Raw genomic sequence first — 25,237 nt, 5'->3', positions numbered from 1 at the left:
CACCCACCGAACAGCAGGAAGGCGCCCTTCATGAAGTACGCGATCGAAGTCCGGGGGCTGGTGAAGTCCTTCGGCGAGGTCCGCGCCCTCGACGGCGTGGACCTCGGCGCGGCCCCCGGCACGGTCCTGGGCCTGCTCGGGCCCAACGGGGCCGGCAAGACCACGGCCGTGCGCGTCCTGTCGACGCTGACGCTCCCCGACGCCGGGACGGCCCGGGTCCTCGGACTCGACGTCGCGGCCGACGCCGCGAAGGTCCGCGAGCGCCTGAGCCTCACCGGCCAGTACGCCGGGCTCGACGCCGCGCTCACCGGCGAGCAGAACCTCGTCCTCATCGCCCGGCTCCTGGGGGCCTCGCGGTCGCAGGCGCGCAGCCGCGCCCACGAGCTCATCGAGCGGTTCGAGCTGGCCCACGCCGCGTCCCGGCCAGTCGAGGGCTACTCCGGCGGCATGCGCCGCCGCCTCGACCTGGCCGCGTCCATCGTGCGCCGCCCCGAAGTGCTCGTCCTCGACGAGCCCACGACCGGGCTCGACCCCAGCAGCCGCACCGGGCTGTGGGCGGTCGTTCGCGAACTCGTCGCCGAGGGGACCACGGTCCTGCTCACCACCCAGTACCTGGAGGAGGCCGACCAGCTCGCGGACGCCATCGCGGTGATCGACAAGGGCCGCGTCATCGCCTCGGGCTCGCCCACCCAGCTCAAGCAGGCCGTCGGCGGCCTGGTGCTGCGGATGCGCCCGGCCCGGCCCGACGCCCTGCGGCAGCTGGCGGAGCTCGCGAACTGGTCCGTCGGCGCGGCGCCGCGGATCGAGCACGACGAGGTGGCCGTCCCGGTCGCCCACCCCGGGGAGGCGACCGCGGTCATGGCCCGAGTCGTGCAGGCCGGGACCGACCTGGCCGCGTTCGGGCTCCACGAGCCGACCCTGGACGAGGTGTTCCTGACCCTGACGGGGCACCGGACCGAGACCGAGCACGACGAGCGGAAGGCGGAGGCGGCGGCATGACCACCACGACCACTTGGACCACGACGCGCGGCCCGCTCGCGCAGGCCGCCTCGATGACCGCGCGCTCGCTCGTGTCGGTCAGGAACCAGCCCGCGCAGCTCGTCGACTTCATCATGATCCCGATGATGATCCTGCTGTCCATCACGTTCTTCATGGGCGGGCAGATGATGGGGACCTGGCAGGCGTTCCTCGACTACGCCGGGCCGACCCTCATCGCGATGGGCCTGTTCTTCGCGATCGTCTCGACCGGGCTCGGCCTGTTCGCGGACCTGAAGACCGGCGTGTTCGACCGCCTCACCGCGATGCCGGTGTCGCGGTTCGCGCTCCTGGCCGGGCGGGTCGCGGCCGACATGGTCAAGCACCTGTGGGCGCTCCTCATCGTCGGCGGCGTCGCCTTCGCGATCGGGTACCGCGCCGACGGCGGCGCCGTCGGGGTCGCGGCCACCGTGCTCGTGGTGGTGCTGTTCCTCTCCGCGTGCTCGTGGACGATGGTCCTGGTGGGCCTGACCGCGAAGTCCGAGGAGCAGATCCAGACCTGGATGGTCAGCCTGCTCATGCCCCTGGCGTACACCTCGACGATGTTCGTGGAGATCGAAACGCTGCCCGGGCCGGTGCAGTGGTGGGCGCGGGTCAACCCGCTCACCGCGCTCGCCGACACCATGCGGGTGCTGCTGGCGGGCGAGGCGCCCGGCGCCGAGACACTCGCGCTCCTCGGCTGGTGCGCCGCGATCCTGGCGGTGTTCGTGCCGCTGTCGCTGCGGGCCTACCGCAGGCGCCTCACGAGCTGAACGGCCAGTTGCTCTCGCTGAGCATCGCGGCGGCCCGGGCCTCCAGCTCCGGGTCGCCGCCGTCGTGCGCCACCTTCACCAGTTCGCGGTACAGGTGCACGGCGACCTCGGAGAAGTCGAGGAACTGCGGCAGCAGGGTCTCGGCGAGCAGCAGCTCGTCGCGGGCCTCTTCGAGCCGGCCCAGGCGGTGCAGGCAGATCGCGGCCGAGGTGCTGGCCGCGATGACGTTCTCGGCGTTGCCGATCCGCTCGGCGCGGGCGCCGATCTCGCGCATCTTCTCCAGGACCGCGGCCGGGTCGTCCCCGTGCCGGGCGTCCAGGCGCCACAGGTACTCGGCGATCACCGACTCCGCGAGGTCGGCGCCGAACTCGGACTCGGCGGCGAGCGCGCGGATGAGGAGCCCGCGGGCGCCCTCGTAGTCGTCGTTCGCCATGCGCTCGGCCGCGAGGCCCTGGAGGGTGATGATGAGCCCGAACCGCTCCCCTAGCCGCGTGAAGATCCGGTTCGCCTCGGTGAGGTCGGCCAGCGCGGCGCCGGCGCCGCGGGCGCGCTCGGAGTACTCGGAGGCGAACAGCAGGCCGATGCCGCGGACCCAGGCGTCGCGTTCGGGGTCGAGGGCGGCGATGATCGCGCGCAGGGCGTCCTCGTCATCGGCGAGGAGGGCCCGGATGAGCGGGATCATGCGCAGCAGGGGGTCCCGGTCGTAGAGGCCGTGCGCCTCGCAGAGCGCCTGCGCGGCGGCGAACTCGGCCTCGACCTCGGCGGGGTCGAGCCAGCCGGACCACAGGCCCCAGGTGCCGGCGAGGACGATCTCGGCGCGGTGGATCGGGTCGACGTCGCCGGGCATGGCGCGCACGCGCAGGGCGAGCTCCTGGCCTTCGCGGCGGTGGCCGCGCATCCACCAGTACCAGGACAGGGGCGTGACCGCGCGGTGCGCGGCGGCGGCGTTCCCGGCGGCGATCATGCGGCGGACGGCGGCGGTGAAGTTGCCGTGGTCGGCGGCGAGGCGGTCGAGCCATTCGACCTGCTCGGCGCGCATGAGGTGGGGTTCGGCGGCGAGGGCGAGGCCGGCGTAGTGGGCGGCGTGGCGCTCGTAGCGGTCGGCGGTCTCGCCGGCCTCGGAGAGGCGGGCGGCGGCGTACTCGCGGACGGTCTCCAGGAGCCGGTAGCGGCCGCCGGGGAGGCGCTGCACGAGCGACTTCTCCACGAGGCCGGCGATGTCGTCGGCGTCGGCGGAGCAGACGGCGCAGGCGGCGTCGAGGTCGGCCGAGCCGTTGAAGACGGACATGCGGGCGAGGACGTCGCGTTCGCGCGGGTCGAGGAGGTCCCAGCTCCAGTCGACGACGGCGCGGAGGGTCCGCTGGCGGGGCTCGGCGGTGCGGGGGCCGCGGGCGAGGAGGCCGAAGCGGTCGCCGATGCGGGCGGCGAGGTCGTCGACGGTGAGGGCGCGCAGGCGGGCGGCGGCGAGTTCGATGGCGAGGGGGAGGCCGTCGAGGGCGGTGCAGAGGTCGACCACGGCGGCGGCGTTGGCGGCGTCCACGGTGAAGGCGGGGTCGCTCTGGCGGGCGCGCTCCTCGAAGAGGCGGATCGCGGCGTGGGCGCGGACGGCGTCGAGGGGGTCGTCGCGGTCGGGCAGCGGGAGGGGGCCGACGCCGACGACGGTCTCGCCGCGGATGCCGAGGGCCTCGCGGCTGGTGGCGATGACGCGGAGGGTGGGGACGCGGGCGAGGAGGTGGGCCAGGAGGGCCGCGGCGGACTCGACGACGTGCTCGCAGTTGTCGGCGACGAGGACGAGGTCGCGGCCCCAGAGGGCTTCGGCGAGGCGGGTCTCGGGCTCGTCGCCGCGGCGGGCGATGACGGACTCGCTGTGGCCGAGGGCGTCGAGGAGGACTTCGGGGAGCTTCCCGGCGTCGGTGACGGGCGCGAGCTCGACCATGCGAACGGTGCGCCCGGCGGCGGCGAGGCGGTGGGCGGCCTCGACGGCGAGGCGGGTCTTGCCGGTGCCGCCGGGGCCGGTGAGGGTGACGAGGCGGTGGCGGTCGAGGAGCGCGGGGAGTTCGGCGAGCTCGTCCTCGCGGCCGATGCAGGCGGTGAGGGGCTGCGGGAGGCCGTTGGGCCGGGTCTCGGGGACGACGGGTTCGATGCCGCGGAGGACGTCGAGGTGGGCTTCGCCGAGGACGGGCGAGGGGTCGACGCCGAGGTCGTCGGCGAGTTTGGCGCGGACCTGCTCGTAGACGGCGAGGGCGTCGGCGCGGCGGCCGGAGGCGGCGAGAGCGCGCATGTAGCGGGCGGCGTCGGGTTCGTCGAGGGGGTCGGCCGCGTGGCGGGCGGCGAGGTCGGCGAGGACGGCGTCGGCGCCGTCGAGGCGCAGGCGGGCCTCGATGTGGAGGGCGGCGACGGCTTCGCGGCGGACGGTGAGGCGGACGGCGGCGGCGCCGGCGGGGCCGCGGCCTTCGAGGTCGGCGAGGGCGGGTCCCCGCCAGAGGGCGAGGGCGCGCTCGGCGAGGTCGCGGACGGCGGCGGGCGAGTCCTCTCTGGAGGCCGATTCGGCTTGGGCCGCAATCCGTTCGAATTCCTCGACATCGGTGCCGACGCGGGTGAGGCGGTAGCCGCCGGGGCCGTGGACGACGCGGTCGCCGAGGACGCGGCGGAGCCGGGAGAGCTGGGTGTGGAGGGCGCCGGCGGCGTTCGCGGGCGCCTCGTCGGGCCACAGGGCGTCGATGAGGGCGTCGGCGGTGACGTGGCGGCCGGGGTCGAGGGCGAGTCGGGCCAGCAGGGCGCGCTGGCGGCCGGCCGGGACGGGGACCTCGGCGCCGTCGTCGCCGGTGATCCGCAGCGGTCCCAGAAGCTCCACTCGCATGGGGTCCATCTTGCCGCGTGGGCGCGCGGGGCGGGGAGCCGGTCCGGGTGGCGAGGGGGGCTCGGCTCCTGAGTGGAATCTATTTCTTGCATGGACAGGTTGTCACGACATATCACGGCGTTTCTGTCAACTTCCCGACTGATCGCACAAACCGCCTGACGGCGCACGTACTGTCGTTCACACACTCCGACAAACATGAGGTGCGGTGTCCGCCATGGCGTTCCGAGTCGAATACCAACACGATTCTCACTCCGGCCCGCCTGCCTCTCCCGTCCCGGAAGGAGCGCCGCCCATGAGCGCTGGCCCCGCGGGCAAGCACGTGGCCGGACACTGCGCCGAGTTCAGGCTGCAGACGAGGGACCACGGGACCCAGATCCTGCTCGCGTACGACCCGGACGGGGTGGCCGCCGCGGTCGCGACGATCGTCGCCGCCGACCTGGTCCAGGTCGCGACGGCGCTGGTGCGGGACCGGCCCGGCTACGAGCCCGGCGGGCGGCCCGACCACGGGCTCAAGATCATCGCCGACCGCGAGACCGAGGTCGGCGCGCTCTCGTACTACGGGCCCGGCGGCGAGGACTACGGCCCGGGGGCATGGGTGTCGTACTCCGACCGGCGCTGGGCGCCGCAGATCCGGCTCTACCGGGACATGGACACCGCGAGCGTCTTCCCGCCCGACGCGCACATCGCCCTGAGCTCGCTGGCGCGGGCAGTGGAGGACTTCCGGGCGACCGGCGGGCTGCGCCCGACGATGGTGGCGTGGCGGCCCTCGACCGTTTGGTGAGGACGCCGTGCGGTGAGAACGCCGTCCGGTGTGTCCAACGCCCCTGCGGCGGACGCCCGGAGTGCGGGAACGCGGGTCGGCGCGCGGCGCCCGGCTCGATAGGATTCGGCCATGACCAGCACCGACGTGGTCGCCGTGCGCTTCGCCGAGTCCTCGGACGCGGTGTCGATCGCCGCGATCGTCAACCACTACATCGCCGAGAGCACCGCGAACTTCCGCACCGAGCCGCAGTCGGCGGCCGACTGGGAGCAGGAGCTCGCGTCCTACGGGTCGCGCTACCCGTGGCTCGCGGCCGAGTACGGCGGCGAGCTGGTGGGCCTGGCCTACGCCAAGCCGTGGAACCCCCGGCAGGCGTACGACTGGACGGCGGAGGCGACGGTGTACGTGGCCGAGGGCCAGCGCGGGCGCCGCGTCGGCTCGACCCTGTACCGGGAGCTGTTCGCGCGCCTGGAGTCGCAGGGCTTCCGCAGCGTCATGGCGCTGGTGACGAGCCCGAACCCGGGGAGCGAGGCGCTGCACGCGGCGTTCGGCTTCCGGCTGGTGGGCCGGATCGACGCGGCGGGCTACAAGTTCGGTGGCTGGCACGACGTGGGCATCTGGCAGAAGCCGCTCGCGGTCCCGGCCGACCCGCCCGCGGCGCCGGTGCCCGTGCGGCGCTAGCGCGCGGTTCCAATCAACCTCTCATCGTTCTCACCGGATGCGCGGAGGGCCCCTCCGTAGTGTTCGGTGCAAGGGGAAATCGAATCCTCCTGAGGGTGACAGCGCCGCGAGGCGCGGATCCTACTGATGGGTGTGGGGTTGCGAACAGGGCCCGGAGCTGAAGCTCCGGGCCCTGTTCCGTTCTCCGTACGTGTCTAGCGCACCCCGTACAGGTGCTCCAGGGCGAGCTGGTCGAGGGCTTCGAAGGCCATGCCCTTGGCGGCGAGGCCCTCGACGTCGACCTCGACGTGCTTGAGGTCGGCCCAGGTCTCGCCCTCGCCGAGGGTGGGGACGGCGAGCTCGTCGACGCGGGCGGCCTTGAGGGCCTCCTGCACCTCGGGGTCGGCGCGGAACGCCTTGACCTTCTCCTGGAGGATCTTGTAGTTGCGCATGCAGGCGGCGGCCGAGACCCACACGCCCTTGTCGTCCTCGGTGCGCGGGGGCTTGAAGTCGAAGTGGATCGGGCCGGTGTACTGGCCCTTGGCGATGCCCTCCTCGACGGCGTCGACGGTCCAGAAGGCGCCGCCGACGTTCCCGGCGCCGAAGCGCAGGTCCTGGTCGTAGCGCGGACCGGTCTGGCCGTTGAGGTCGATGTGGTAGAGCTTGCCGTGCCACAGCGCCTGGCGGATGCCGGCGGCGTAGTCGAGCCCGGCCATCTCCTCGTGCCCGATCTCGGGGTTGATGCCCGTCAGCTCGGGGCGCTCGAGCTCGTTGATGAACGCGATGGCGTGGCCGAGGGTCGGCAGCAGGATGTTGCCGCGGGGCTCGTTCGGCTTGGGCTCGATGGCGAACCGGATGTCGTAGCCCTGCTCGACGACGTAGTCGCCGAGGGTGTCGAACGCCTCCTTCATGCGGGCCATCGCGGACTGGACGTCCTTGGAGCCGCCGGACTCGGCGCCCTCGCGCCCGCCCCACGCGACGTAGATCTCGGCGCCGAGCTCGGCGGCGAGGTCGATGTTGCGCATGACCTTGCTGATCGCGAAGCGGCGGACGTCGCGGTCGTTGTGGGTGAAGCCGCCGTCCTTGAAGATCGGGTGGCCGAACAGGTTCGTGGTCGCGGTGGTGACCTTGAGCCCGGTCTCGTCGAGGGCCTTGCGGAAGGCCGCGATCTTGGCGTCGCGCTCGGACTCGGCGGCGCCGAACGCGAACACGTCGTTGTCGTGGAAGTTCACGCCGTAGGCGCCGATCTCGGCGAGCTCGCGGACGGCCCGGTCGGCGGCCATGTCGGCGCGGGTGGCCGAGCCGAACACGTCCTGAGCCGCCCAGCCGACCGTCCAGATGCCGAAGGAGAACTTGTCCTCGGGCACCGGTGCGTACTTGTCGGTCATGATCAGTTCCTTTGCTATCGGTGCTGGTCCCATGAGGCGGTCTCGTTCCTCAGGGTCGCGTACTGGTCGGCCACGGTCGCGGCGGTGCCGGTGAGCCGCTCCGTGTCCCCGTTCTTCCACTGCGGCGGTTCGCCGCGGCCGGACAATGCCCAGGCCGCCTGCCTGGCGGCGCCGAGCGCCACGTACTCGGCGGCGGGAGGGACGTCCACGTCGACGCCGAACACGGCGGGGGCGATCCGGCGGACGGCTTCGGAGGCGGCGGCGCCGCCGATGAGGAGCACGCGCCGGGCTTCGAGGCCCTGCGCGGCCATGGCGGCGAGGCCGTCGGCCTGGGCCGAGAGCATGCCTTCGACGGCGGCGCGGGCGAGGTCGGCGCGGGTGGCGCCGGTGGTGATCCCCGCGAGGACGCCGGTCGCGTTGGGGCGGGCCGGGGTGCGCTCGCCGTCGAGGTAGGGCAGGAGGGTGAGCCCGCCGGCCCCGGGCGCGGCGGCGAGGGCGAGGGCGTCGAACCCGGCGTGGTCCACACCCAGGAGGGTACGGAACGTGTCGAGGACGCGGGCGGCGTTGAGCGTGCAGACCAGCGGCAGGAACCGGCCGGTGGCGTCGGCGAACCCGGCGACGAGGCCCGAGGGGTCGTTCGCGGGGACGTCGGCGACGCCGAAGACGGTGCCGGAGGTGCCGAGGGAGACGGCGACGTCGCCGGGTCCCAGGCCCAGGCCGAGGGCGGCGCCGGCGTTGTCGCCGGTGCCGGGGGCCACGGCCGCGCCCCAGGGGGTGCGGCCGACGATCTCACTGGGCGCGGCGACCCGAGGGAGGGCGAGTTCGCGGCCGAACGCCTGGACCAGGCGCTCGGTGACGTAGCCGCCGGTGCGCGGGGACCAGTAGCCGGTGCCGGAGGCGTCGGAACGGTCGGTGGTGGCCTCGGCGGCGCTCGCGCCGCGGAGCTTCATGGTGAGCCAGTCGTGCGGGAGCATCACCGAAACGGTTTTCGCCGCGTGCTCGGGCTCGTGCTCGGCGAGCCAGGCGAGCTTGGTCGCGGTGAAGGACGCGGCGAGCACGAGGCCGGTGTCGGCGGCCCAGGCTTCGGGGCCGCCGTGCTCGGCGGTGAGGCGCTCGGCCTGCGGGGCCGAGCGGACGTCGTTCCACAGCAGGGCGGGGCGCACCACGCGGTCGTCGGCGTCGAGGGCGACCATGCCGTGCTGCTGCCCGGCGACCGCGACGGCGTCGGCGCGCTCCAGGAGGCCCTTCCCGGCCTCCTGGAGGGCGTCCCACCAGGCGTCGGGCGGGCACTCGGTGCCGTCCGGGTGGGAGGCGCGACCGGAGTCGACGATCTCGCCGGTCTCGGCTTCGACCAACAACACTTTCGTCGACTGCGTCGATGAGTCGACTCCGGCCACGAGGGTCATCTACTTACGCTCCAGCTCCACATTCGCGGGCTTGCCCGCAACATCGATGACACTCACATTAGCGATGTCGGCCGGGCCGGTCGAAACCAGGGTCACCAAAGTTTCAGAAACTTTTTCGACGGACACGATGGTGTCGCCGTCGACGTCGGCGATGAGGATGCCCTCGGACGGGGTCCCCCAGACCTCGAGGGTGATGCCCGCGAAGGGCTCCTCACCGATGGTCGCGCCCGGTTCCACGCGCGGGATGATCGCGCCGGCGCGCACGAACACCGGGAACGTCTCCAGGTCGTGCTTGGTGTCGATGTAGCGCCCGCCCTCGTGGACCTCCTTGGTCCAGAAGTCGATCCACGTGCCCCGCGGCAGGTAGACCCTGCGCTCGCCGGACGGGTCGTTCACCGGCGCCACGAGGAGGTCGGTGCCGAGGCGGAACTCCTGGTCGGCCGTCCACGAGACCGGGTCGGACGGGTCGTCGACGTTGAGGGCGCGCAGGACCGGCTCGCCGGTCCGGGACGCCTTGACGGCGGCGGTGTAGAGGTACGGCGCGAGCGAGTAGCGCAGCTTCAGCGACGCCACGGCCAGGCGCTCGGCCTCCTCGGAGAACTCCCACAGCTCGCGGGTGGTGGTGCCGTGGTAGCGCAGCAGCGGCGAGAGCGCGCCGAACTGGGCCCAGCGGATGTACAGGTCGTCGGTGGGGGTGCCGTTGAAGCCGCCGGTGTCGTGGGACCAGAACGGGACGCCCGACAGGCCGTGCGAGAGGCCGCCGCGGATGGTCCCGCCGAGGCCGGCCCAGGTGGTCTGGACGTCGCCCGACCACTGCGCGGAGTGGCGCTGCCCGCCCAGGAACGAGGAGCGGGCCCACACCAGCTCGTGCCCGTTGACCTCGCGGGTCACGTCGACCACGGCGTCGTTGTAGAGCAGCGTGTAGACGTTGTGCAGCTCGGTGCCGGTCATGCCGTTGAAGGCCACGGCGTCGGCGGGCACGCCCTCGGCGAAGTCGGTCTTGTACAGGGCCGCGCCGTCCAGGAGGGGGCCGCGCAGCAGGTCCTTCCACCACGCGACGGCGTCGGGGTTGGTGAAGTCGACGATGCCCGAGGGCTGGTGGGAGCCGTGCCAGACGTCGGCCACGTAGGTCTCGCCCTTGGCGTCGCGCAGGAAGTAGCCGCGCTCGTCGCCCTCGGCGAAGACCGGGGACTTGTGGGAGATGTATGAGTTCATCCACAGGCAGACCTTGAAGCCCTGCTCGGCGAGCTCGGCGAGCATCCGCCGCGGGTCGGGGAAGTTCTCGCGGTCCCACCGCATGTCCGACCAGTGCGGCTCGTGCTGCCAGAACGTGTCGAGGTGGAGCACGTCGCAGGGGATGCCGCGCTCGCGGATGCGCTTGGCCCGCTCCAGGACCCGCTCCTCGTTGTCGACGAAGAAGCCCGAGGAGATCCAGGTGCCGAAGGCCCACTTCGGGGGCAGCGAGGGCCGGGAGGTGAGGCCGTCGAAGCGGTCGAGGACCTCGGCGGGGGTGCCGGCGATGACGAAGTACTCCAGGACGTCGTCGGGGACGATGATCTCGACGGCGGCGTGGGTCTGCTGGGCCATGTCGAACTCGACGGGGGCGCCCGAGTTGACGAGGATGCCGTAGCCGCGGTCCGACACGTAGATCGGGACGTTCTTGTACGCGCGGATCGACTCGGAGCCGAAGGCGTCGAAGTTCCACATGAGCGGGCGCTGGCCGCGGGCGTTGAGCGGGGCGAAGCGCTCGCCGAAGCCGGCGAACGCCTCGTCGGGGGCGGCGGTGAACGACTCGTGGTAGGCCGCGGGTTCGCCGTCGACGAGGGAGCGTCCGAACGGGAGCGTGCGCAGCCGCCCGGAGATGTCCTCCTCGCCGGGGTTCTGGGCCACGAGGGTCCTCCCGGCGGCGTCGGTGTACGTCAGGGACCAGGAGTCGAGGGTCGCCACGGCGCGCACGGACCCGGCGTCGACGACGACGGTGCCGGCGTCGACGGTGACCTTCGCTCCGGCGAAGTCGCCGGGGTGCACCAGCTCGATGATCTTCTCGGCGGCCGGGCGGGCGGCCGGGTCCGCCGCGAGGCGGGTGCCGACGACGCCCTCGCCCGCGACCGCGATGGCGACGTACAGCTCCTCGTCGGCGCTGGTCCGGGCCTTGAGCAGGGCGAAGTCGGCGCCGGTGCTGACGACCTCGGCGCTGGTGACGGCCGACAGGCCCTGCTCGCCGTTGGCGCGCTGGGGCAGCTCCGGGGGGTCGGCGACGAAGAACTCGCGGGCGACCAGCGGCGGGCGGTAAGGCATTCGTTGCTCCTGCTCGTTCAGGGTTGCGAGTGGGCCGGGCCGGGAACGGCGCGGTACGCATTAGTTTATCGACTAGCCCAACAAATTGCGACCCGGGGAGACGACTCTCCGCGCACCCCGCATCATCCCCCGCCAAGGGACCGGACCGGGCGAGTTTGGCCCCGCGCGGGCCGGGTACGGCTACGATCGCCATTGACTCTGCCGGAACTCTGCGAGGTGCACCGATATGTCGACCGTCCGCTCCAGCCTCTCCGACGAGAACCGCGACACGACCGCGAAGGCGCTCCAGGGCGCCCTGGTCGACCTCATCGATCTGTCACTGGTCGGCAAGCAGGCGCACTGGAACGTCTACGGCAAGAACTTCCGCTCGCTCCACCTCCAGCTCGACGAGATCGTGCTGTCGGCGCGCAACGCCGCCGACCTGGTGGCCGAGCGGGCGATAGCGATCGGCGTCAGCGCCGACGGGCGCGCGGCCACGGTCGCGGAGACCTCGTCGGTGCCCAAGATCCACGACGGCACCATCTCCGACACCGAGGTCGTGTCGCTCATGATCGACGCCTACACCGCGATCATCGCGAACATGCGCGAGCGCATCGAGACCACCGAGTCGGCCGACCCGGTGTCCCAGGACCTCCTCATCGGCATCACCGCCGAGCTCGAGAAGCAGAGCTGGATGTTCCAGGCCGAACTCGGCTAGGCGCGAAGCCCGCAGCCGGGCCCGGACGCGGTGGCGTCCGGGCCCGGCCTTTTTCTCTGCGAAGGAGTGCGGTCGGGGTCCCGCGTCAGCGGGTCAGGCGGGCGTGCAGGTCACCGTCGGCACCGAGGCCGTGGAGCCGTTCGCCTTGGTGATGTTGAAGCCGAACGTCGTGGTCTGCCCGGAGGCGACCGTGCCGTTGTAGCCGACGTTCGAGCCAGTCACCGTCGCCCCGGAGAGGTTCCCCTGCACGCTCCAGGCGTTGGAGATCCGCTCCGATCCGGGCCAGGTCCACGTGACCGTCCAGCCGGTGAGGTTCTGGTTGGCCTTCACGGTGCCGGAGTAGGTCGCACCCGTGTTCCAGGGGCTCTGGACCGAGAGGGTCGCGGTGCAGCCGCTGCCCGAGGGCGGCGGCGTGGTGGTCACCGGGTTGGAGGTGGTGGGCTCCTCGTTGCCGTCGCCGCCGAGGGCGTCGAGCACCGCGTTGTACGCCGGCTTCTTCGAGAGGTCGTCGTTGAACAGGAGCGGGGCGCCGTAGCCGGGGAAGACCCCGGGCACCCACGAGTCGCCGTCGCGCACGCCCCACACGGTGACGCCCGAGCAGTCGGCCAGCTCGGCGCAGATCTCGGTGACGCGCCGGTAGTCGTTGGCCTGCTGCTGGAGCTCGTTGGCGTCCGCGGGGGTCTGGATGCGGATGTCGAGCTCGGTGATGCGGACCTTCAGGCCCAGGTTGACGAACCGCTGGAGGTTCGCCTCCATGTCGCTCGGCACCTGGCCGAGGATGAGGTGCGCCTGGAAGCCGACGCCGTCGAGGATGTTCTGGCTCTTCAGGCCCTGGGCGATCGAGTAGACCTTGTTCGACTTGGCGTTGATGCCGTCGATGGAGTAGTCGTTGATGTAGAGGTCGGCGTTCGGGTCGGCCGCGCGGGCGGTCTGGAACGCGGTGGTGATGTACCCCTCGCCGAGGCCGCGGAGCCAGAACGAGTCGCGCATGGCGCCGTTCGAGTCGCTGACGACCTCGTTGACGACGTCCCAGGAGTCGACGCGCCCCTCGTAGCGGTTCGCCACGGTGTTGATGTGCTCCACCATCGCGGTCTGCAGGGCCGTGCCGGAGAGGTTCTGCACCCACGAGGGGGTCTGCTGGTGCCAGACGAAGGTGTGGCCGTGGACGGTCTGGTCGTTGTCCTCGGCGAAGTCGACGATCGCGTCGGCCTGGGTGAAGGTGTAGTTGCCGTCGCTGGGCTCGGTCGCGTCCCACTTCATCGCGTTCTCGGCGGTGAGCGAGTTGAACTCGGTGGCGACGAGGTTGCGGTACTGGGCGTTGTTCTGGAGCAGGTTGTAGCTGACGGCGACGCCGATGTCCTTGTTCAGGTCATCGGCGGCCCCGCGCAGGGTGGTCTGGGCGCTGGCGAACTGGGTGGAGAGGCCGAGGCCGAGCGCGGCGGTGGCGACGGTGACCACTCCAGCGATCACCGCCCGGCGGCGCTGCCTTGAAGGGCGCTGTCTTGAGAGGTGCGGTCGGGAAAGCAGCACGGAGGACTCCTCAGGGTGGTGCCGCGCCGTGAGGGAACGAGGCTGTTCAGAAGGAAGGGCCCGCAGGAGCGGAGCGCTCCCAACGGGGTGAGGACAGCCTAGCGGGTGCATTGATGTTGGTCAATACTGCCTCGCGGCGTCCCCGCGAAGCGGTTCGGGCGGTCCCGCGGAGGGGTCGCCCTCCTCGGCGTGGAGGTCCTCGCCGCCCTCGCGAGCCTGGACTTCGACCTCTTCCTGCTGTACACGCTCCACGACGACCGCACGAAGGCGTACACGTACCGCGGCGGCGGCCTGCCCGAAGCGTGACGAAGGGCGGGAACGGATCTCCGCTCCCGCCCCTCGCTCCGTACTACTTGGCGACGATCGAGACCATCTTGCCGGCCACCACGATGACCTTCTTGACGTCCTTGCCGGCCAGGTTCGCCGCGACCTTCTCCTCGGCCAGCGCGGCGGCCTTGACGGCGTCCTCATCCGCGTCCGCCGCGACCTCGATGCGGCCGCGGACCTTGCCGTTGATCTGGACCGGGTAGGTCACGGTGTCCTCGACCAGGAACCGCTCGTCGGCCACGGGGAAGTCGACGTACGCGATGCCCCCGGTGTGGCCCAGGCGCTCCCACAGCTCCTCGGCGATGTGCGGGGCGATCGGCGCGACCATGGTCACCAGGGCCTCGGCGGCCTCGCGCGGCACCGGGCTCAGGCCGGTCACGTGGTTGTTCAGCGTGATCAGCTTGGCGACGGCGGTGTTCATGCGCAGGTGCTCGTAGTCCTCGCGGACCCCGGCGACGGCCTTGTGGATCTCGCGCAGCGTCTCGGGCGAGGCCGGGACGTCGGCGACCACCGTCGCGCCGGTCTCCTCGTCGACGATGTTGCGCCACAGCCGCTGCAGGAACCGCTGGGAGCCGACGATCGCGCGGGTCTCCCACGGCTTGGAGTCGGCCAGCGGGCCCATCGACATCTCGTACACGCGGAAGGTGTCGGCGCCGTACGACTCGCAGACCTCGTCGGGGGTGACGACGTTCTTCAGGGACTTGCCCATCTTGCCGTATTCGCGGTTCACCTTCTCCCCCTTGTAGGTGTACACGCCGTCGGCCTGCTCCTCGACCTCTTCGGCCGGGACGTACACGCCGCGGTCGTCGGTGTAGGCGTACGCCTGGATGTAGCCCTGGTTGAACAGGCGGCGGAACGGCTCGCGGCTGGAGACGTGCCCCAGGTCGAACAGGACCTTCTGCCAGAAGCGGGCGTACAGCAGGTGCAGGACGGCGTGCTCGACGCCGCCGATGTACAGGTCGACGCCGCCGACGTCCTCGGCGTCCCGCGGGCCCATCCAGTAGGACTCGTTCGCGGGGTCGGCCAGGACGTGGGCGGCCTGGGGGTCGGTGTAGCGCAGCTCGTACCAGGAGGACCCGGCCCAGTTGGGCATGGTGTTGACCTCGCGGCGGTACTGCTTGGGGCCGTCGCCCAGGTCCAGCTCGACCTCGACCCAGTCCTTGGCGCGGCCCAGGGGCGGCTCGGGGGCGGAGTCGGCGTCCTCGGGGTCGAAGGTCTTGGGCGAGAAGTCGTCCAGGTAGGGCAGCTCGACCGGCAGGTGGTCCTCGGTCAGGGCGACGGGCAGGCCGGTCTCGTCGTAGACGATCGGGAAGGGCTCGCCCCAGTAGCGCTGGCGGCTGAACAGCCAGTCGCGCAGGCGGAAGGTCACGGCCCGCTCGCCGCGGCCGTGCTCGGCCAGCCAGGCGATGACGCGGTCCTTGGCCTCGGCGACCCGCAGGCCGTCCAGGAAGCCGGAGTTCACGGCGACGCCGTCGGCGGTGTACGCCTTCTCGCGGTCCCACTCGTCCTCGCCGGCGACGACCTGGACGATCGGGATGCCGAAGGCGGTCGCGAAGTCGAAGTCGCGCTCGTCGTGGGCGGGGACGGCCATGATCGCGCCGGTGCCGTAGCCGGCCAGCACGTAGTCGGCGATGAACACCGGAACGGTGGCGCCGTTGACGGGGTTGGTCGCGTAGCCGCCGGTGAAGACGCCGGTCTTCTCCTTGGCGTCGGCCTGGCGCTCGACGTCGGTCTTCGCGGCGGCCTGGGCGCGGTAGGCGGCGACGGCCCCGGCGGGGGTGTCGGCGCCGCCGGTCCAGGCGGCGGGCACGTCCGCGGGCCAGGTCTCGGCGGTCAGGGCGTCGACCAGCGGGTGCTCGGGGGCCAGGACCATGTAGGTGGCGCCGAACAGGGTGTCGGGGCGGGTGGTGAAGACCCGGATGTCCCCCGCGTAGGTCGCGAAGTCGGCGTACGCGCCGGTGGACTTGCCGATCCAGTTGCGCTGCATGGACTTCAGCGACTCGGTCCAGTCCAGGCCCTCCAGGTCCGCCAGCAGCCGGTCGGCGTAGGCGGTGATGCGCATCATCCACTGCTTCAGGGTGCGCGTGTAGACCGGGAAGTTGCCGCGCTCGGAGCGGCCCTCGGCGGTGACCTCCTCGTTCGACAGGACCGTGCCCAGGCCCGGGCACCAGTTCACGGGGGCCTCGGTGACGTACGCCAGGCGGTGGTCGTCGACCGCGCGGCGGCGCTCGACGGCGCTCAGGTCGGCCCACGCGCGCCCGCCGGGGACCGCGCGCGCGCCGGACTCGAACGCGGCGATCAGCTCGCCGATCGGCCTGGCCCGGTCGGCCTCGGGGTCGTACCAGGAGTTGAAGATCTGCAGGAAGATCCACTGGGTCCACTTGAAGTAGTCCGGGTCCGTGGTCGCGAACTCGCGGCGGTTGTCGTAGCCCATGCCGACCATGCGCAGCTGGCGCCGGTACCGGTCGATGTTCTCGGCGGTGATCTCCGCGGGCTGGCGGCCGGTCGCGACCGCGTACTGCTCGGTCGGCAGGCCGAACGCGTCGAAGCCCAGCGGGTGCAGGACGTTGTACCCGGCCATGCGCAGGTACCGCGAGTAGGCGTCGGTCGCGATGTAGCCCAGCGGGTGGCCGACGTGCAGGCCCGCGCCCGAGGGGTACGGGAACATGTCCATCACGAACTTCTTCGGGGCGCCGGACCGCGGGTGGCCCGGCTCGGCCAGCTCGCCGGCCGGGTTCGGGGCGCGGAAGGTCCGCTCGGCCTCCCAGTGCTCCTGCCAGCGCGGTTCGATCTCGTTGGCCAGCTGGGCGTCGTAGCGGTGTGCGGGTTCGGTCATGGCTCGTCCTGGTGTCCTGAAGCGGCTCTGGGTACGGTCGGCGTTCTCCGGGTACTGACCCTAGACAGCAAAAAACCCCAGACACGCTGGGGTGGCCGTGCTGGGATCTGTCCCGCACGGCTAGGTAAGGAGCTCGAATCGCCGAGTCATGCCCTCAGTGTAGCCGACCGGTCCCCTGGTGGCGCGGGACATATCGTCTGGGCGGGTCCGAGTAGGATGGCCAGAACGCGGCGGTTCCGGCGCACGCCGCACACCCACCTCACCGACTCCCCAGGAGGACCGTTGACCTTCGAGTCGTCCCCCGAGCAGCCCGACGGCGCGATGCCGCTCCCGAGCACGCCGCAGGCACAGGGTCCCGCGCCGCTCTCGCCCCAGGAGTTCAAGGCCACGGCCGAGGCCATCCTGACGAACGTCGAATGGGTCATCGAGGGGAAGTCGCACACGATCAAGCTCGCGCTGGCGGTCATGCTGGCCGAAGGGCACCTGCTGCTGGAGGACGTGCCGGGCGTCGGCAAGACCCAGCTGGCCAAGGCCCTCGCGCGCTCCATCGACTGCTCGGTGCGGCGCATCCAGTTCACGCCGGACCTGCTGCCCTCGGACGTCACGGGCGTGAGCATCTTCGACCCCGAGAAGCGCGACTTCGTGTTCAAGCCGGGCGCGATCTTCGGGAACCTCATCCTCGGCGACGAGATCAACCGCGCCAGCCCCAAGACGCAGGCCGCGCTCCTGGAGTGCATGGAGGAGCGGCAGGTCACCGTCGACGGGAACACGTACAAGCTGCGCAGCCCGTTCATGGTCATCGCCACCCAGAACCCGGTGGAGATGGAGGGGACCTACCCGCTCCCCGAGGCGCAGCGCGACCGGTTCACCGCGCGCCTGGCGATCGGGTACCCGGACATCAACGCGGAGCTGGCGCTGCTGGACCGCCGCGAGGAGTACAACCCGCTCGACGCGCTGCGCCCGATCGCGGACGCGGAGATGGTCGTGCGGATGATCGCGGCCGCGCGGGCGGTGCACCTGGCGCCGGAGCTGAAGCGGTACGTGGTGGACCTGGTGGGCGCGACCCGCACGAACGCGCAGGTGCGCCTGGGGGCGAGCCCGCGGGCGACGCTCCAGCTCCTGCGGTGCACTCAGGTGCTGGCGGCGATGGACGGGCGCGACTTCGCGCTGCCCGACGACGTGCAGCAGCTCGCCGTCCCGGTGCTCGCGCACCGCCTCATTCCGACCACGGAGACCACGATGGGCGGGGGCGACACGAAGGCCATCGTCTCGGACATCCTGAGGCACGTCCCGGTGGTGTCGCACCCGGGGAGGTTCTAGGCGTGGAGCTCACCGGACGCGGCAAGACGCTGCTGGCGGTGAGCGTGGTCGTCGGCCTCACCGCCCTGGCGGTGGGCGAGGGCGACCTGCTGCGCGCCGCCGTCCTGGCCGCCGTCGCGCCGCTGGGCGGCCTCCTGGTACTGCGGTGGACGCGGCCCTCGCTGGAGTCGAACCGGGTGCTCAACCCGGCGCAGGTGGAGGCCGGGCAGGCCACGCAGGTGCGCCTGGGCATCCAGAACATCGGCCGCAGCCGCCCGGCGGCGCTCATGCTGGAGGACCGCATCCCGTACCGGCTGGGGAACCGGCCGCGGCTGGTGCTCGAACGCCTCGCGCCGGGCGCGCGGAGCGTCGTCAACTACACGATCACGCCCGGGTCGCGCGGCGCGTACGAGCTGGGGCCGCTGACGGTGCGGACCTCGGACCCGTTCGGGCTGGCGGTCTCGGTGCAGGAGTTCCCGGTGACCACCGAGCTCATCGTGACCCCGCGCATCCAGCCGCTGCGGAGCCTGCTGCTGCCGGGCGGCGCGGGCATGTCCTCGGGCGAGTCGGCCTCGCACACGGTGGCGATCACCGGCAACGACGACATCGCGGTGCGCGAGTACCGCAACGGCGACGACATGCGCCGCGTCCACTGGAAGGCCAGCGCGCACCGCGGGCAGCTCATGGTGCGCCGCGAGGAGCAGCCGTGGGAGAACAACGCCGCGGTCCTGCTGGACGTGCGGCGCGGCGCGCACCGCGGCGAGCTGTCGAGCTTCGAGTGGATGGTCGACGCGGCCGCGTCGGCGACGGTGCGGCTGGCGCGCGACGGCATCGACCCGTGGCTCATCACCGCGCACCGCGACTTCGAGTGCCGCCAGGGCGACTACGGCCAGGCGATGCGGTACCTGGCGACGGTGGCCGCGGCCCCCGAGGCGCCGGTCGCGGCCATGGTCGAGAAGGCCCAGCGGGCCCGCTCGGTGTCGGGGATCGTCGCGTTCCTGGGGCACCTGACGCCGGAGGAGGCCGCCACGCTGGCGCGCCTGGCGCGGCGCGGCGGGCACTGCACGGCGCTCGTGGTGGACCCGGTCCGGTGGATCCCCAAGGCCGCGTCGAGCCGCGTGGACCCGCGCGAGCAGGTGTTCGCGCAGCAGCACGGGCAGGCGCTCGCGACGCTCGCGGGCGCGGGCTGGCAGGTGATCCCGGTCGTGGCCGGGACCGAGCTGCGCCGGGTGTGGACCCGCCTGAGCGCGTGGAGGACCCTCGCATGAACGGACAGCGCCACGCCACGGTAGTTGCGGCCGCCTCCCTGGCCCTGACGCTGACGCCGCTCATCGGGATCTTCGAGGGCCTGGGCTGGGCGTTCCCGGTGATGCTGACGATCGCGGTCATCGCGGTGGCGGGCTCGCTCATGCGCGCGGCCGGGCGCGGGCAGGGCCTGCAGACGCTCGCGATGGCCGCCGCGCTCATGGTGGTGCTCACCGCCGGGTTCGGCGACGGCACCGGGCTGCTGTTCATCGTGCCGCTGCCGGCGACGTTCGCGAACTGGGGCCTGCTGGTGCAGGAGGGCGTCCAGTCGATCATCGCGAACACGCCGCCGGTCGAGGCGACCGGCGGGATCATGTTCCTGACGATCCTGGGCGTGGGGGTCGTGGCGATCCTGCACGACATGTTCGTGGTGGGCCTGCGGACCCCGGCCCTGGCGGGGCTGACGCTGCTGACGATGTACCTGGTGCCGGTCTCGGTCGCCCCCGAGGCGACCGCGTGGTTCTGGTTCATCCTCCCGGCCGTGGCGTACCTGTGGATCCTCGGCGACGACAACCTGCGGCGCGTCTCCTCGTTCGGGCACCGGTTCACCGGGACCGGGCAGCTGGTCGGCCGGTCGTTCCCCTCGCCGCTGGCGCGGACCGCGCGCTGGTCGGCGACCGGGTTCGTGGCGCTGACGCTGCTGGGGCTGACCGTGGTGCCGGCCAACACCTCCGGGCTCATCGACAACGTCGCCGACGGCATCGGCGGCGGGGGCGAGTCGTACGGGCTCGGCGACGTCAACCCGTGGGCGCAGCTCTCGGGCTCCCTGACGCGGCCCGAGGAGGTCGACGTCCTGCGGGTGACCACGGACGACCCGAACCCGCGGTACCTGAAGATGCACGTCCTCGACGAGCTCACCAGCGACGGCTTCGCGCCGAACGAGTACGACGGGACCGAGGACCTCGACTCGCTGGACCGGGACACGAACCTCAACGTGTACACCGCCGACATCGAGAACCTGGTCCTGGAGGCGCCGGTGGCGCCCGTCTACGGGGACCCGGTGTCGCTGGACGTCCCCGGGGACTGGCGGGTCGACCCCGACACCGGCGTGATCGTGGGCGACGGCTCCGACATGGGCGACGTGGCGCGGTACGAGGTCAGGTACACCGATCCCGCGCCGGACGCCGAGACGCTCGCGGCGGCGGGCGGCATGGACCCCGGGGACGACCGGTGGGAGGCCAACACCGCCCACCCGGACGTGCCCGAGCTGAGCGCGATCGTCGCCGCCGAGACCGAGGGCGCCGGCACGGTGCACGAGAAGGTCCTCGCGATCCAGCGGTTCCTGTCGGTCGCGAACGGCTTCACGTACTCGCTGGAGACCGAGGACGCCGGCAACGACGAGGCGATCCTGGACTTCCTGGACACGAAGCAGGGCTACTGCCAGCAGTACGCCGCGGCGATGGCGTGGATGCTCCGCGAGGCCGGCGTGGCCGCGCGGGTCGTCGTGGGCCTGTCGCAGGGCACGCGCCTGGACGGCAGCGAGTGGGTGCTCACCAGCCACGACTACCACGCGTGGGTCGAGGTGTACTACGACGGGCCCGGGTGGGTCACGTTCGACCCGACCCCGGCCACGGGCGTCCCCGGATCGGTGACCTTCCCGTGGGCGACCGAGCCCGCCGAGGGCCAGGACCCGGTCGAGGAGCCCAGCGAGAACGACGTCTCCCCGGAGGACCCGACCGCGGCGCCGACCGACGACGCCGGGCAGACCCTCCCGCCCGAGGAGGGCGGCACCGAGGTGCCCGGCACGGACGCGTCCGGTTCCACCGGCGGGGCGGCGCTGCCGTTCCACCCCGCGTGGCTGTCGCTCCTGCTGCTGCTGGCCGTGCCGTTCCTGCCCGCGTTGTGGCGCGGGGCGGTGCGCAAGCGGCGCTTGAAGACCGCGAACCTGACGGCGGCCACCGCGTGGGACGAGGCGATGGACCTCGCCATGGACTACGGGGTGTCGATCCCGGAGTCGTACACGCCGCGGCAGGCCGCGGGCGTCCTCGCGACGGCCGCGCCGGGCGCGCGCGACGCCGCGAACGCGCTCGGCTCGGCGATGGCGCTGCACCGGTACTCCCCCCGGGGCGCCGACCCCGGCGGGCTCGCCGACGCGCTGCGCGACCTGTACGCGGAGCTGGACAGGCAGGCCGAGCCGCGCGTGAAGTACCGCGCGATGTTCTGGCCGGCCTCGCTCATCGCGAGGTTCAGCGCGGACCGGGCCGAGCAGAGCGCGCGCATGGCGCGGCGGTCGGCGCGCACGAGCGACCGGGTGAGGTCGGCGCTGCGGCGCCGGCGACGTTCGAACAACCGCGACCGGCACGGTGTCGGAGGCCGCGCCTAGGGTTGCCGGTATGTACAGAAGCGGCGGATCGGCCGGCCCGTCGGACGAGGGCGGCCCCGGCTACAGCCAGCCGGCCCTCGACAGCTTCGGCACCCCGCTGCGCGAGGTCGTGTTCTGCGTGGTCGACCTGGAGACCACCGGCCTCGCCGCGGACGCGTGCGGGATCACCGAGATCGGCGCCGTCAAGGTCAAGGGCGGCGAGGTCGTCGGCGAATTCTCGACCCTGGTCAACCCCGGCGAGTCCATCGATCCGCGGGTGACGCGCCTGACGGGCATCACCGACGAGATGGTGGCCGACGCCCCGGGCATCGAGACGGTCCTGCCGATGTTCCTGGAGTTCGCGCAGGGCGCCACGCTCGTGGCGCACAACGCGGGCTTCGACATCGGGTTCCTGCGCCACGCCTGCGAGCTCACCGACACCCGCTGGCCGCGTCCCCCCGTCGTCGACACCGTGGTCCTGGCCCGGCGCCTCACCGAGAAGAGCGAGGTCCCCAACCGGCGCCTCGGCACGCTCGCGCGGCTCTTCGGGTCGCCGGTGACCCCGAACCACCGGGCCCTGGACGACGCGCGCGCCACCGTCGCGGTGCTGCACGGCCTCATCGAGCGCGCCAGCGGCCACGGCGTGGTCACCGACGCCGAGCTGGGCGAGTTCTGCCGCGCGATCCCCTCCGAGCTCCAGAACCGCAAGCGCCACCTCGCCGACGGGCTCCCGCAGGGCCCCGGCGTGTACATCTTCCGCGACGCCGACGACCGGGCCCTGTACATCGGGGTGTCGGTGAACGTCGCGAGCCGGGTCCGCAGCTACTTCTCGGCGGCCGAGCAGCGCCGGCGCCTGCGCGACATGCTCGCCTCGGCCGAGCGCGTCGAGGTCGTCGAGTGCGCGCACCGCCTGGAGGCGGGCGTCGCGGAGCTGCGCCTCATCGCGGGGGGCAAGCCCCCCTACAACCGGGCCGCGAAGTTCCCCGAGCACCGCAGCTGGGTGCGCCTCACCGAGGAGCCGTACCCGCGGCTCCAGGTCTCCCGCAAGCCGCCCGCGCCCGGCACGCCCCGGCTCGGGCCGGCCTCGGGGACGCAGGCGCAGGCGGCCATCGGCGCGATCGAGGCGGCCCTGCCGATCCGCTCGTGCCGGACCCGCCTGTCCCCCAAGCGGATGTCCCCCACGTGCGTGCTCGGCGAGATCGGCAGGTGCGCCGAGCCGTGCCGCCACACCGTCGGCGTCGAGGAGTACGCCGCGCTCGTGGAGCGGGCCGCGCGGGCCATGGACGGCGACCCGGCCCCGATCGCCTCGGCGGTCGGCGAGCGCCTCGCGGAGCTCGCCGCCTCGGAGCGGTTCGAGGCGGCCGCTGAGCGCCGCGACGAGCTCGGGGCCTACCTCGCCCTGGCCGCGGCCTCGCAGCGCGTCAGGCACTTCGTGGCGGCCGGGGAGATGGTCGCCGCGGGCCGCGCCAAGGGCGGCGGCTGGGAGGTCGCCGTCATCCGGCACGGGATCCTGGCCGGGGCCGTGAGGACGCCGCCGCGCGCGGACCCCATGCCGTACATCGCGAAGCTGCGCGAGACCTCCCGGAGCGTCGAGCCCGCCGAGGACGTCCTCGACGCCGCCCACGCGGCCGAGGCCCGGCTCCTCCTCGACTGGCTCGGCCGGCCCGAGGTGCGCCTGGTGCTCGTGGAGGGCACGTGGGCGACCCCGCTCGCGGGCGCCGAGCGCCTGGCCGGATCGGTGCCCCACGACCCGTCCTCGTGGCGCCGCGAGCCGTCCGCATGGTGAGATGAGGGCGCGGACGCTCCGCTGTCCCAAGGGAACCGACGGTTCCACGCACCGGAATCGCACGGTCCCGGCGAAACGGACGTGAGTCGTCTCGCATCCATCTGCGGCACTTGAGGTTTCCGGAGGGGCCCGCGCTCCGGTACGCTGTGTCATCCGCCCGCTGCGGCGGCCCTGCCGAAATCCGACAGTGTCTAGTGTCGATTCTCTCCAGGAATCGTTGTACATCTAGAATGCGGTCAACCTTGGGCATCGGAGGCTTTCATGTTGCGCGCATTGCTTTCGGCTACTCGGACTGCCCGACCTGACGACCCGTGGGACCTCGCGGGGAAGGTCGCGCAGCTCGAAGCGGCGCACCGCGCCCACTTCACGCAGCCCGACCTGCTGCTGGTGCGGCGCGCGTACCGGATCGCCGAGCAGATGCACCGGGGCCAGGCCCGCCGCTCCGGCGAGCCCTACATCACCCACCCGATCGCGGTGTCCACCATCCTCGCCGACCTCGGCGTCGACACGCCCACGATTGCGGCCGGGCTCCTCCACGACACCGTCGAGGACACCCCGTACTCCCTCGAAGCGCTCCGCGGCGACTTCGGCGACGAGATCGCCGTGATGGTCGACGGCGTCACCAAGCTCGACAAGATCCACCTGGGCTCGGCCGCCGAGGCCGAGACGTTCCGCAAGCTCGTGCTGACCGCCGGGCGCGACATCCGGGTCATGATCATCAAGCTCGCCGACCGCCTGCACAACATGCGGACCATCAAGTTCAAGAAGCGCCCCAGCCAGATCCGCATCGCCGAGGCCACCCAGGACGTCCTCATCCCCCTCGCCGACCGGCTCGGGCTCTACGTCATCAAGCGCGAGCTGGAGGACATCGTCCTGGAGACGCTCCAGCCCGAGGTGTTCCAGCGGATCAAGGAGCACATCGGCTCCGACACCGACCGCAAGCGCCAGGTCGAGCACATCGCCCCGCAGGTGCGCCGGGCCCTGCGCGAGTTCAAGGTCGCCGCGCGCCTGCTCGACCGGCCCCGCCACCCGTACTCGGTGTACCGCGAGATGCAGAAGCACCCGGGCACCGGCCCGGCCGACCCGCCGCGCCTGGTCATCGTCGTCGACGGGCCCCTGACGGACTGCTACGCGGCGCTGGGGGCGATCCACAAGCTCTGGAAGCCGGTGGGCGGCAAGTTCCGGGACCTCATCGCCGCCAAGAAGTTCAACCTGTACCAGTCGATCCACACCGCGGTCGCCGGTCCGGGCGGGCAGCCCATCGAGTTCCTCATCCGCACCCGCGAGATGCACGAGACCGCCGAGGTCGGCATCGTCGCCGGGCTGCGCCAGTCCGGCGGCGACCAGATGGAGATCCAGCTCCCCTGGCTCCAGCGCCTCCTCGACTGGCAGACCGAGGTCGCCGACTCCGGCCAGTTCCTCGACTCGCTCCGCTGCGACCTGGCCGACCAGGACATCCTCGTCTTCACCGGCGAGGGCGGGCAGCTGACGGTCCCCAAGGCGTCCACCCCGGTCGACGTGGCGTACTGCTCGGGCCCGTCCAAGGGCCACCGGCTCATCGCCGCGTACGTCAACGGCGAGATCGCGCAGCTCTCCCGGGCGCTGCGCGACGGCGACACCGTCGAGCTGGTCCTCACCGCCGAGCAGCCCTACGGGCCCTCGAAGCAGTGGCTGGACCACGCCAAGACCCCCGAGGCGCAGCTCCACATCAACGACTGGTTCGGCGCGGTCGACGACGGCGACTCCACCGGCGAGCTCCCCGTGATCCCCATGCAGCGCTTCGAGGACGAGCTGAAGGCCGGCAAGAACCGGCTGTGGCGCTCGCTCATCGCGCGCGGGCGCGGCCTCGCCGGCGAGCAGCCGCTCCACGGGGTCGCCTCGTCCCTGGGCTACCCCGACCTCGACTCCCTGTACCTGGCCCTGGCCCGCGAGAAGCTCGACCCCGACGAGCTGGCCGACAAGCTCATCACCACCGTCGACCGGTACTGAGACGCGG

Annotated in this window: 16 protein-coding genes; 10 read left to right on the top strand and 6 right to left on the bottom strand. The window is 72.4% G+C overall.

Annotation, left to right across the window (positions count from 1 at the left end):
- Positions 1-30: 30 nt before the first annotated feature.
- Together BLS99_RS24090 and BLS99_RS24085 are read left to right on the top strand one after the other, a co-directional pair.
- Positions 31-999: an ATP-binding cassette domain-containing protein gene (locus tag BLS99_RS24090; protein ID WP_091054278.1), complete on the top strand. Its 969-nt coding sequence runs from the start codon at positions 31-33 to the stop codon at positions 997-999.
- The gene (locus BLS99_RS24085) at positions 996-1,787 is read left to right on the top strand and encodes an ABC transporter permease (protein ID WP_091054277.1); all 792 of its coding nucleotides are present in this window, start codon (positions 996-998) and stop codon (positions 1,785-1,787) included. The genes BLS99_RS24090 and BLS99_RS24085 overlap by 4 nt, the downstream gene beginning before the upstream one ends.
- Here BLS99_RS24085 and BLS99_RS24080 read toward each other — a convergent pair.
- Positions 1,777-4,647 carry an AfsR/SARP family transcriptional regulator gene (locus BLS99_RS24080; protein WP_176953516.1) on the bottom strand — a complete coding sequence of 957 codons (2,871 nt, stop codon included), beginning with the start codon at positions 4,645-4,647 and terminating at the stop codon, positions 1,777-1,779. The genes BLS99_RS24085 and BLS99_RS24080 overlap by 11 nt on opposite strands.
- A 292-nt stretch (positions 4,648-4,939) precedes the next feature.
- Between BLS99_RS24080 and BLS99_RS24075 the strand changes: the two genes are divergently transcribed.
- Positions 4,940-5,428, top strand: a complete 489-nt coding sequence (locus BLS99_RS24075; protein WP_176953515.1) for an Imm1 family immunity protein — start codon at positions 4,940-4,942, stop codon at positions 5,426-5,428.
- A gap of 111 nt (positions 5,429-5,539) precedes the next feature.
- Positions 5,540-6,088 (top strand): GNAT family N-acetyltransferase, encoded by a 549-nt coding sequence (locus tag BLS99_RS24070; protein WP_091054274.1) that lies wholly within the window; start codon positions 5,540-5,542, stop codon positions 6,086-6,088.
- A gap of 194 nt (positions 6,089-6,282) precedes the next feature.
- Here the strand turns inward: BLS99_RS24070 and xylA are convergent, their stop codons facing one another.
- Genes xylA through BLS99_RS24055 form a run of 3 tightly spaced genes read right to left on the bottom strand, consistent with a single transcriptional unit; the run spans position 6,283 to position 11,159 of the window.
- Complete coding sequence (gene xylA, locus BLS99_RS24065; protein WP_091054273.1) at positions 6,283-7,455, bottom strand: xylose isomerase; 1,173 nt, start codon at positions 7,453-7,455, stop codon at positions 6,283-6,285.
- Between the two features lie 14 nt (positions 7,456-7,469).
- Positions 7,470-8,861 (bottom strand): xylulokinase, encoded by a 1,392-nt coding sequence (gene xylB, locus BLS99_RS24060; protein WP_091054272.1) that lies wholly within the window; start codon positions 8,859-8,861, stop codon positions 7,470-7,472.
- Entirely contained in the window at positions 8,862-11,159 is a 2,298-nt protein-coding gene (locus BLS99_RS24055) for a TIM-barrel domain-containing protein (RefSeq protein ID WP_091054271.1), read from the bottom strand.
- 226 nt (positions 11,160-11,385) lie between these two features.
- On the opposite strand from BLS99_RS24055, the gene BLS99_RS24050 reads away from it, so the two are divergent.
- On the top strand, positions 11,386-11,856 hold the full coding sequence (locus BLS99_RS24050) for a Dps family protein (RefSeq protein ID WP_091054270.1): 471 nt from the start codon (positions 11,386-11,388) through the stop codon (positions 11,854-11,856).
- Positions 11,857-11,949: 93 nt separating this feature from the next.
- Here the strand turns inward: BLS99_RS24050 and BLS99_RS24045 are convergent, their stop codons facing one another.
- A complete protein-coding gene (locus tag BLS99_RS24045; protein WP_218126836.1) occupies positions 11,950-13,326 on the bottom strand; it encodes an endo-1,4-beta-xylanase in 1,377 nt (458 codons plus the stop codon).
- Between the two features lie 409 nt (positions 13,327-13,735).
- Positions 13,736-16,549, bottom strand: coding sequence for a leucine--tRNA ligase (gene leuS, locus BLS99_RS24040; RefSeq protein ID WP_091054268.1), 2,814 nt, complete (start codon positions 16,547-16,549; stop codon positions 13,736-13,738).
- Between the two features lie 321 nt (positions 16,550-16,870).
- On the opposite strand from leuS, the gene BLS99_RS24035 reads away from it, so the two are divergent.
- The 5 genes from BLS99_RS24035 to BLS99_RS24015 all read left to right on the top strand — a co-directional run bounded on the left by BLS99_RS24035 (position 16,871) and on the right by BLS99_RS24015 (position 25,230).
- Positions 16,871-17,869, top strand: a complete 999-nt coding sequence (locus BLS99_RS24035; protein WP_091054327.1) for an AAA family ATPase — start codon at positions 16,871-16,873, stop codon at positions 17,867-17,869.
- A gap of 2 nt (positions 17,870-17,871) precedes the next feature.
- Positions 17,872-19,116 carry a DUF58 domain-containing protein gene (locus BLS99_RS24030; RefSeq protein WP_091054267.1) on the top strand — a complete coding sequence of 415 codons (1,245 nt, stop codon included), beginning with the start codon at positions 17,872-17,874 and terminating at the stop codon, positions 19,114-19,116.
- A complete protein-coding gene (locus tag BLS99_RS24025) occupies positions 19,113-21,476 on the top strand; it encodes a transglutaminase TgpA family protein (protein WP_091054266.1) in 2,364 nt (787 codons plus the stop codon). The genes BLS99_RS24030 and BLS99_RS24025 overlap by 4 nt, the downstream gene beginning before the upstream one ends.
- A gap of 10 nt (positions 21,477-21,486) precedes the next feature.
- Positions 21,487-23,241 (top strand): DEDD exonuclease domain-containing protein, encoded by a 1,755-nt coding sequence (locus BLS99_RS24020; protein ID WP_091054265.1) that lies wholly within the window; start codon positions 21,487-21,489, stop codon positions 23,239-23,241.
- 261 nt (positions 23,242-23,502) lie between these two features.
- Positions 23,503-25,230: a RelA/SpoT family protein gene (locus BLS99_RS24015; protein WP_091054264.1), complete on the top strand. Its 1,728-nt coding sequence runs from the start codon at positions 23,503-23,505 to the stop codon at positions 25,228-25,230.
- Positions 25,231-25,237: the final 7 nt, after the last annotated feature.

Source organism: Glycomyces sambucus, from assembly GCF_900102815.1.
In the GTDB taxonomy this organism is placed as follows: Bacteria; Actinomycetota; Actinomycetes; order Mycobacteriales; family Micromonosporaceae; genus Glycomyces; species Glycomyces sambucus.
Note: the sequence above shows the minus strand (reverse complement) of the source record. Positions and strands in the feature narration are given on the sequence as shown.

Bases quoted from the DNA above. Each gene is read 5' to 3' on its own strand.
- BLS99_RS24080 (WP_176953516.1), bottom strand. From the start codon at position 4,647: ATGCGAGTGGAGCTTCTGGGACCGCTGCGGATCACCGGCGACGACGGC.
- leuS (WP_091054268.1), bottom strand. From the start codon at position 16,549: ATGACCGAACCCGCACACCGCTACGACGCCCAGCTGGCCAACGAGATC.
- BLS99_RS24025 (WP_091054266.1), top strand. From the start codon at position 19,113: ATGAACGGACAGCGCCACGCCACGGTAGTTGCGGCCGCCTCCCTGGCC.
- BLS99_RS24015 (WP_091054264.1), top strand. From the start codon at position 23,503: ATGTTGCGCGCATTGCTTTCGGCTACTCGGACTGCCCGACCTGACGAC.
- BLS99_RS24090 (WP_091054278.1), top strand. From the start codon at position 31: ATGAAGTACGCGATCGAAGTCCGGGGGCTGGTGAAGTCCTTCGGCGAG.
- xylB (WP_091054272.1), bottom strand. From the start codon at position 8,861: ATGACCCTCGTGGCCGGAGTCGACTCATCGACGCAGTCGACGAAAGTG.
- BLS99_RS24050 (WP_091054270.1), top strand. From the start codon at position 11,386: ATGTCGACCGTCCGCTCCAGCCTCTCCGACGAGAACCGCGACACGACC.
- BLS99_RS24020 (WP_091054265.1), top strand. From the start codon at position 21,487: ATGTACAGAAGCGGCGGATCGGCCGGCCCGTCGGACGAGGGCGGCCCC.
- BLS99_RS24070 (WP_091054274.1), top strand. From the start codon at position 5,540: ATGACCAGCACCGACGTGGTCGCCGTGCGCTTCGCCGAGTCCTCGGAC.
- BLS99_RS24085 (WP_091054277.1), top strand. From the start codon at position 996: ATGACCACCACGACCACTTGGACCACGACGCGCGGCCCGCTCGCGCAG.
- BLS99_RS24055 (WP_091054271.1), bottom strand. From the start codon at position 11,159: ATGCCTTACCGCCCGCCGCTGGTCGCCCGCGAGTTCTTCGTCGCCGAC.
- BLS99_RS24075 (WP_176953515.1), top strand. From the start codon at position 4,940: ATGAGCGCTGGCCCCGCGGGCAAGCACGTGGCCGGACACTGCGCCGAG.
- BLS99_RS24035 (WP_091054327.1), top strand. From the start codon at position 16,871: ATGCCGCTCCCGAGCACGCCGCAGGCACAGGGTCCCGCGCCGCTCTCG.
- xylA (WP_091054273.1), bottom strand. From the start codon at position 7,455: ATGACCGACAAGTACGCACCGGTGCCCGAGGACAAGTTCTCCTTCGGC.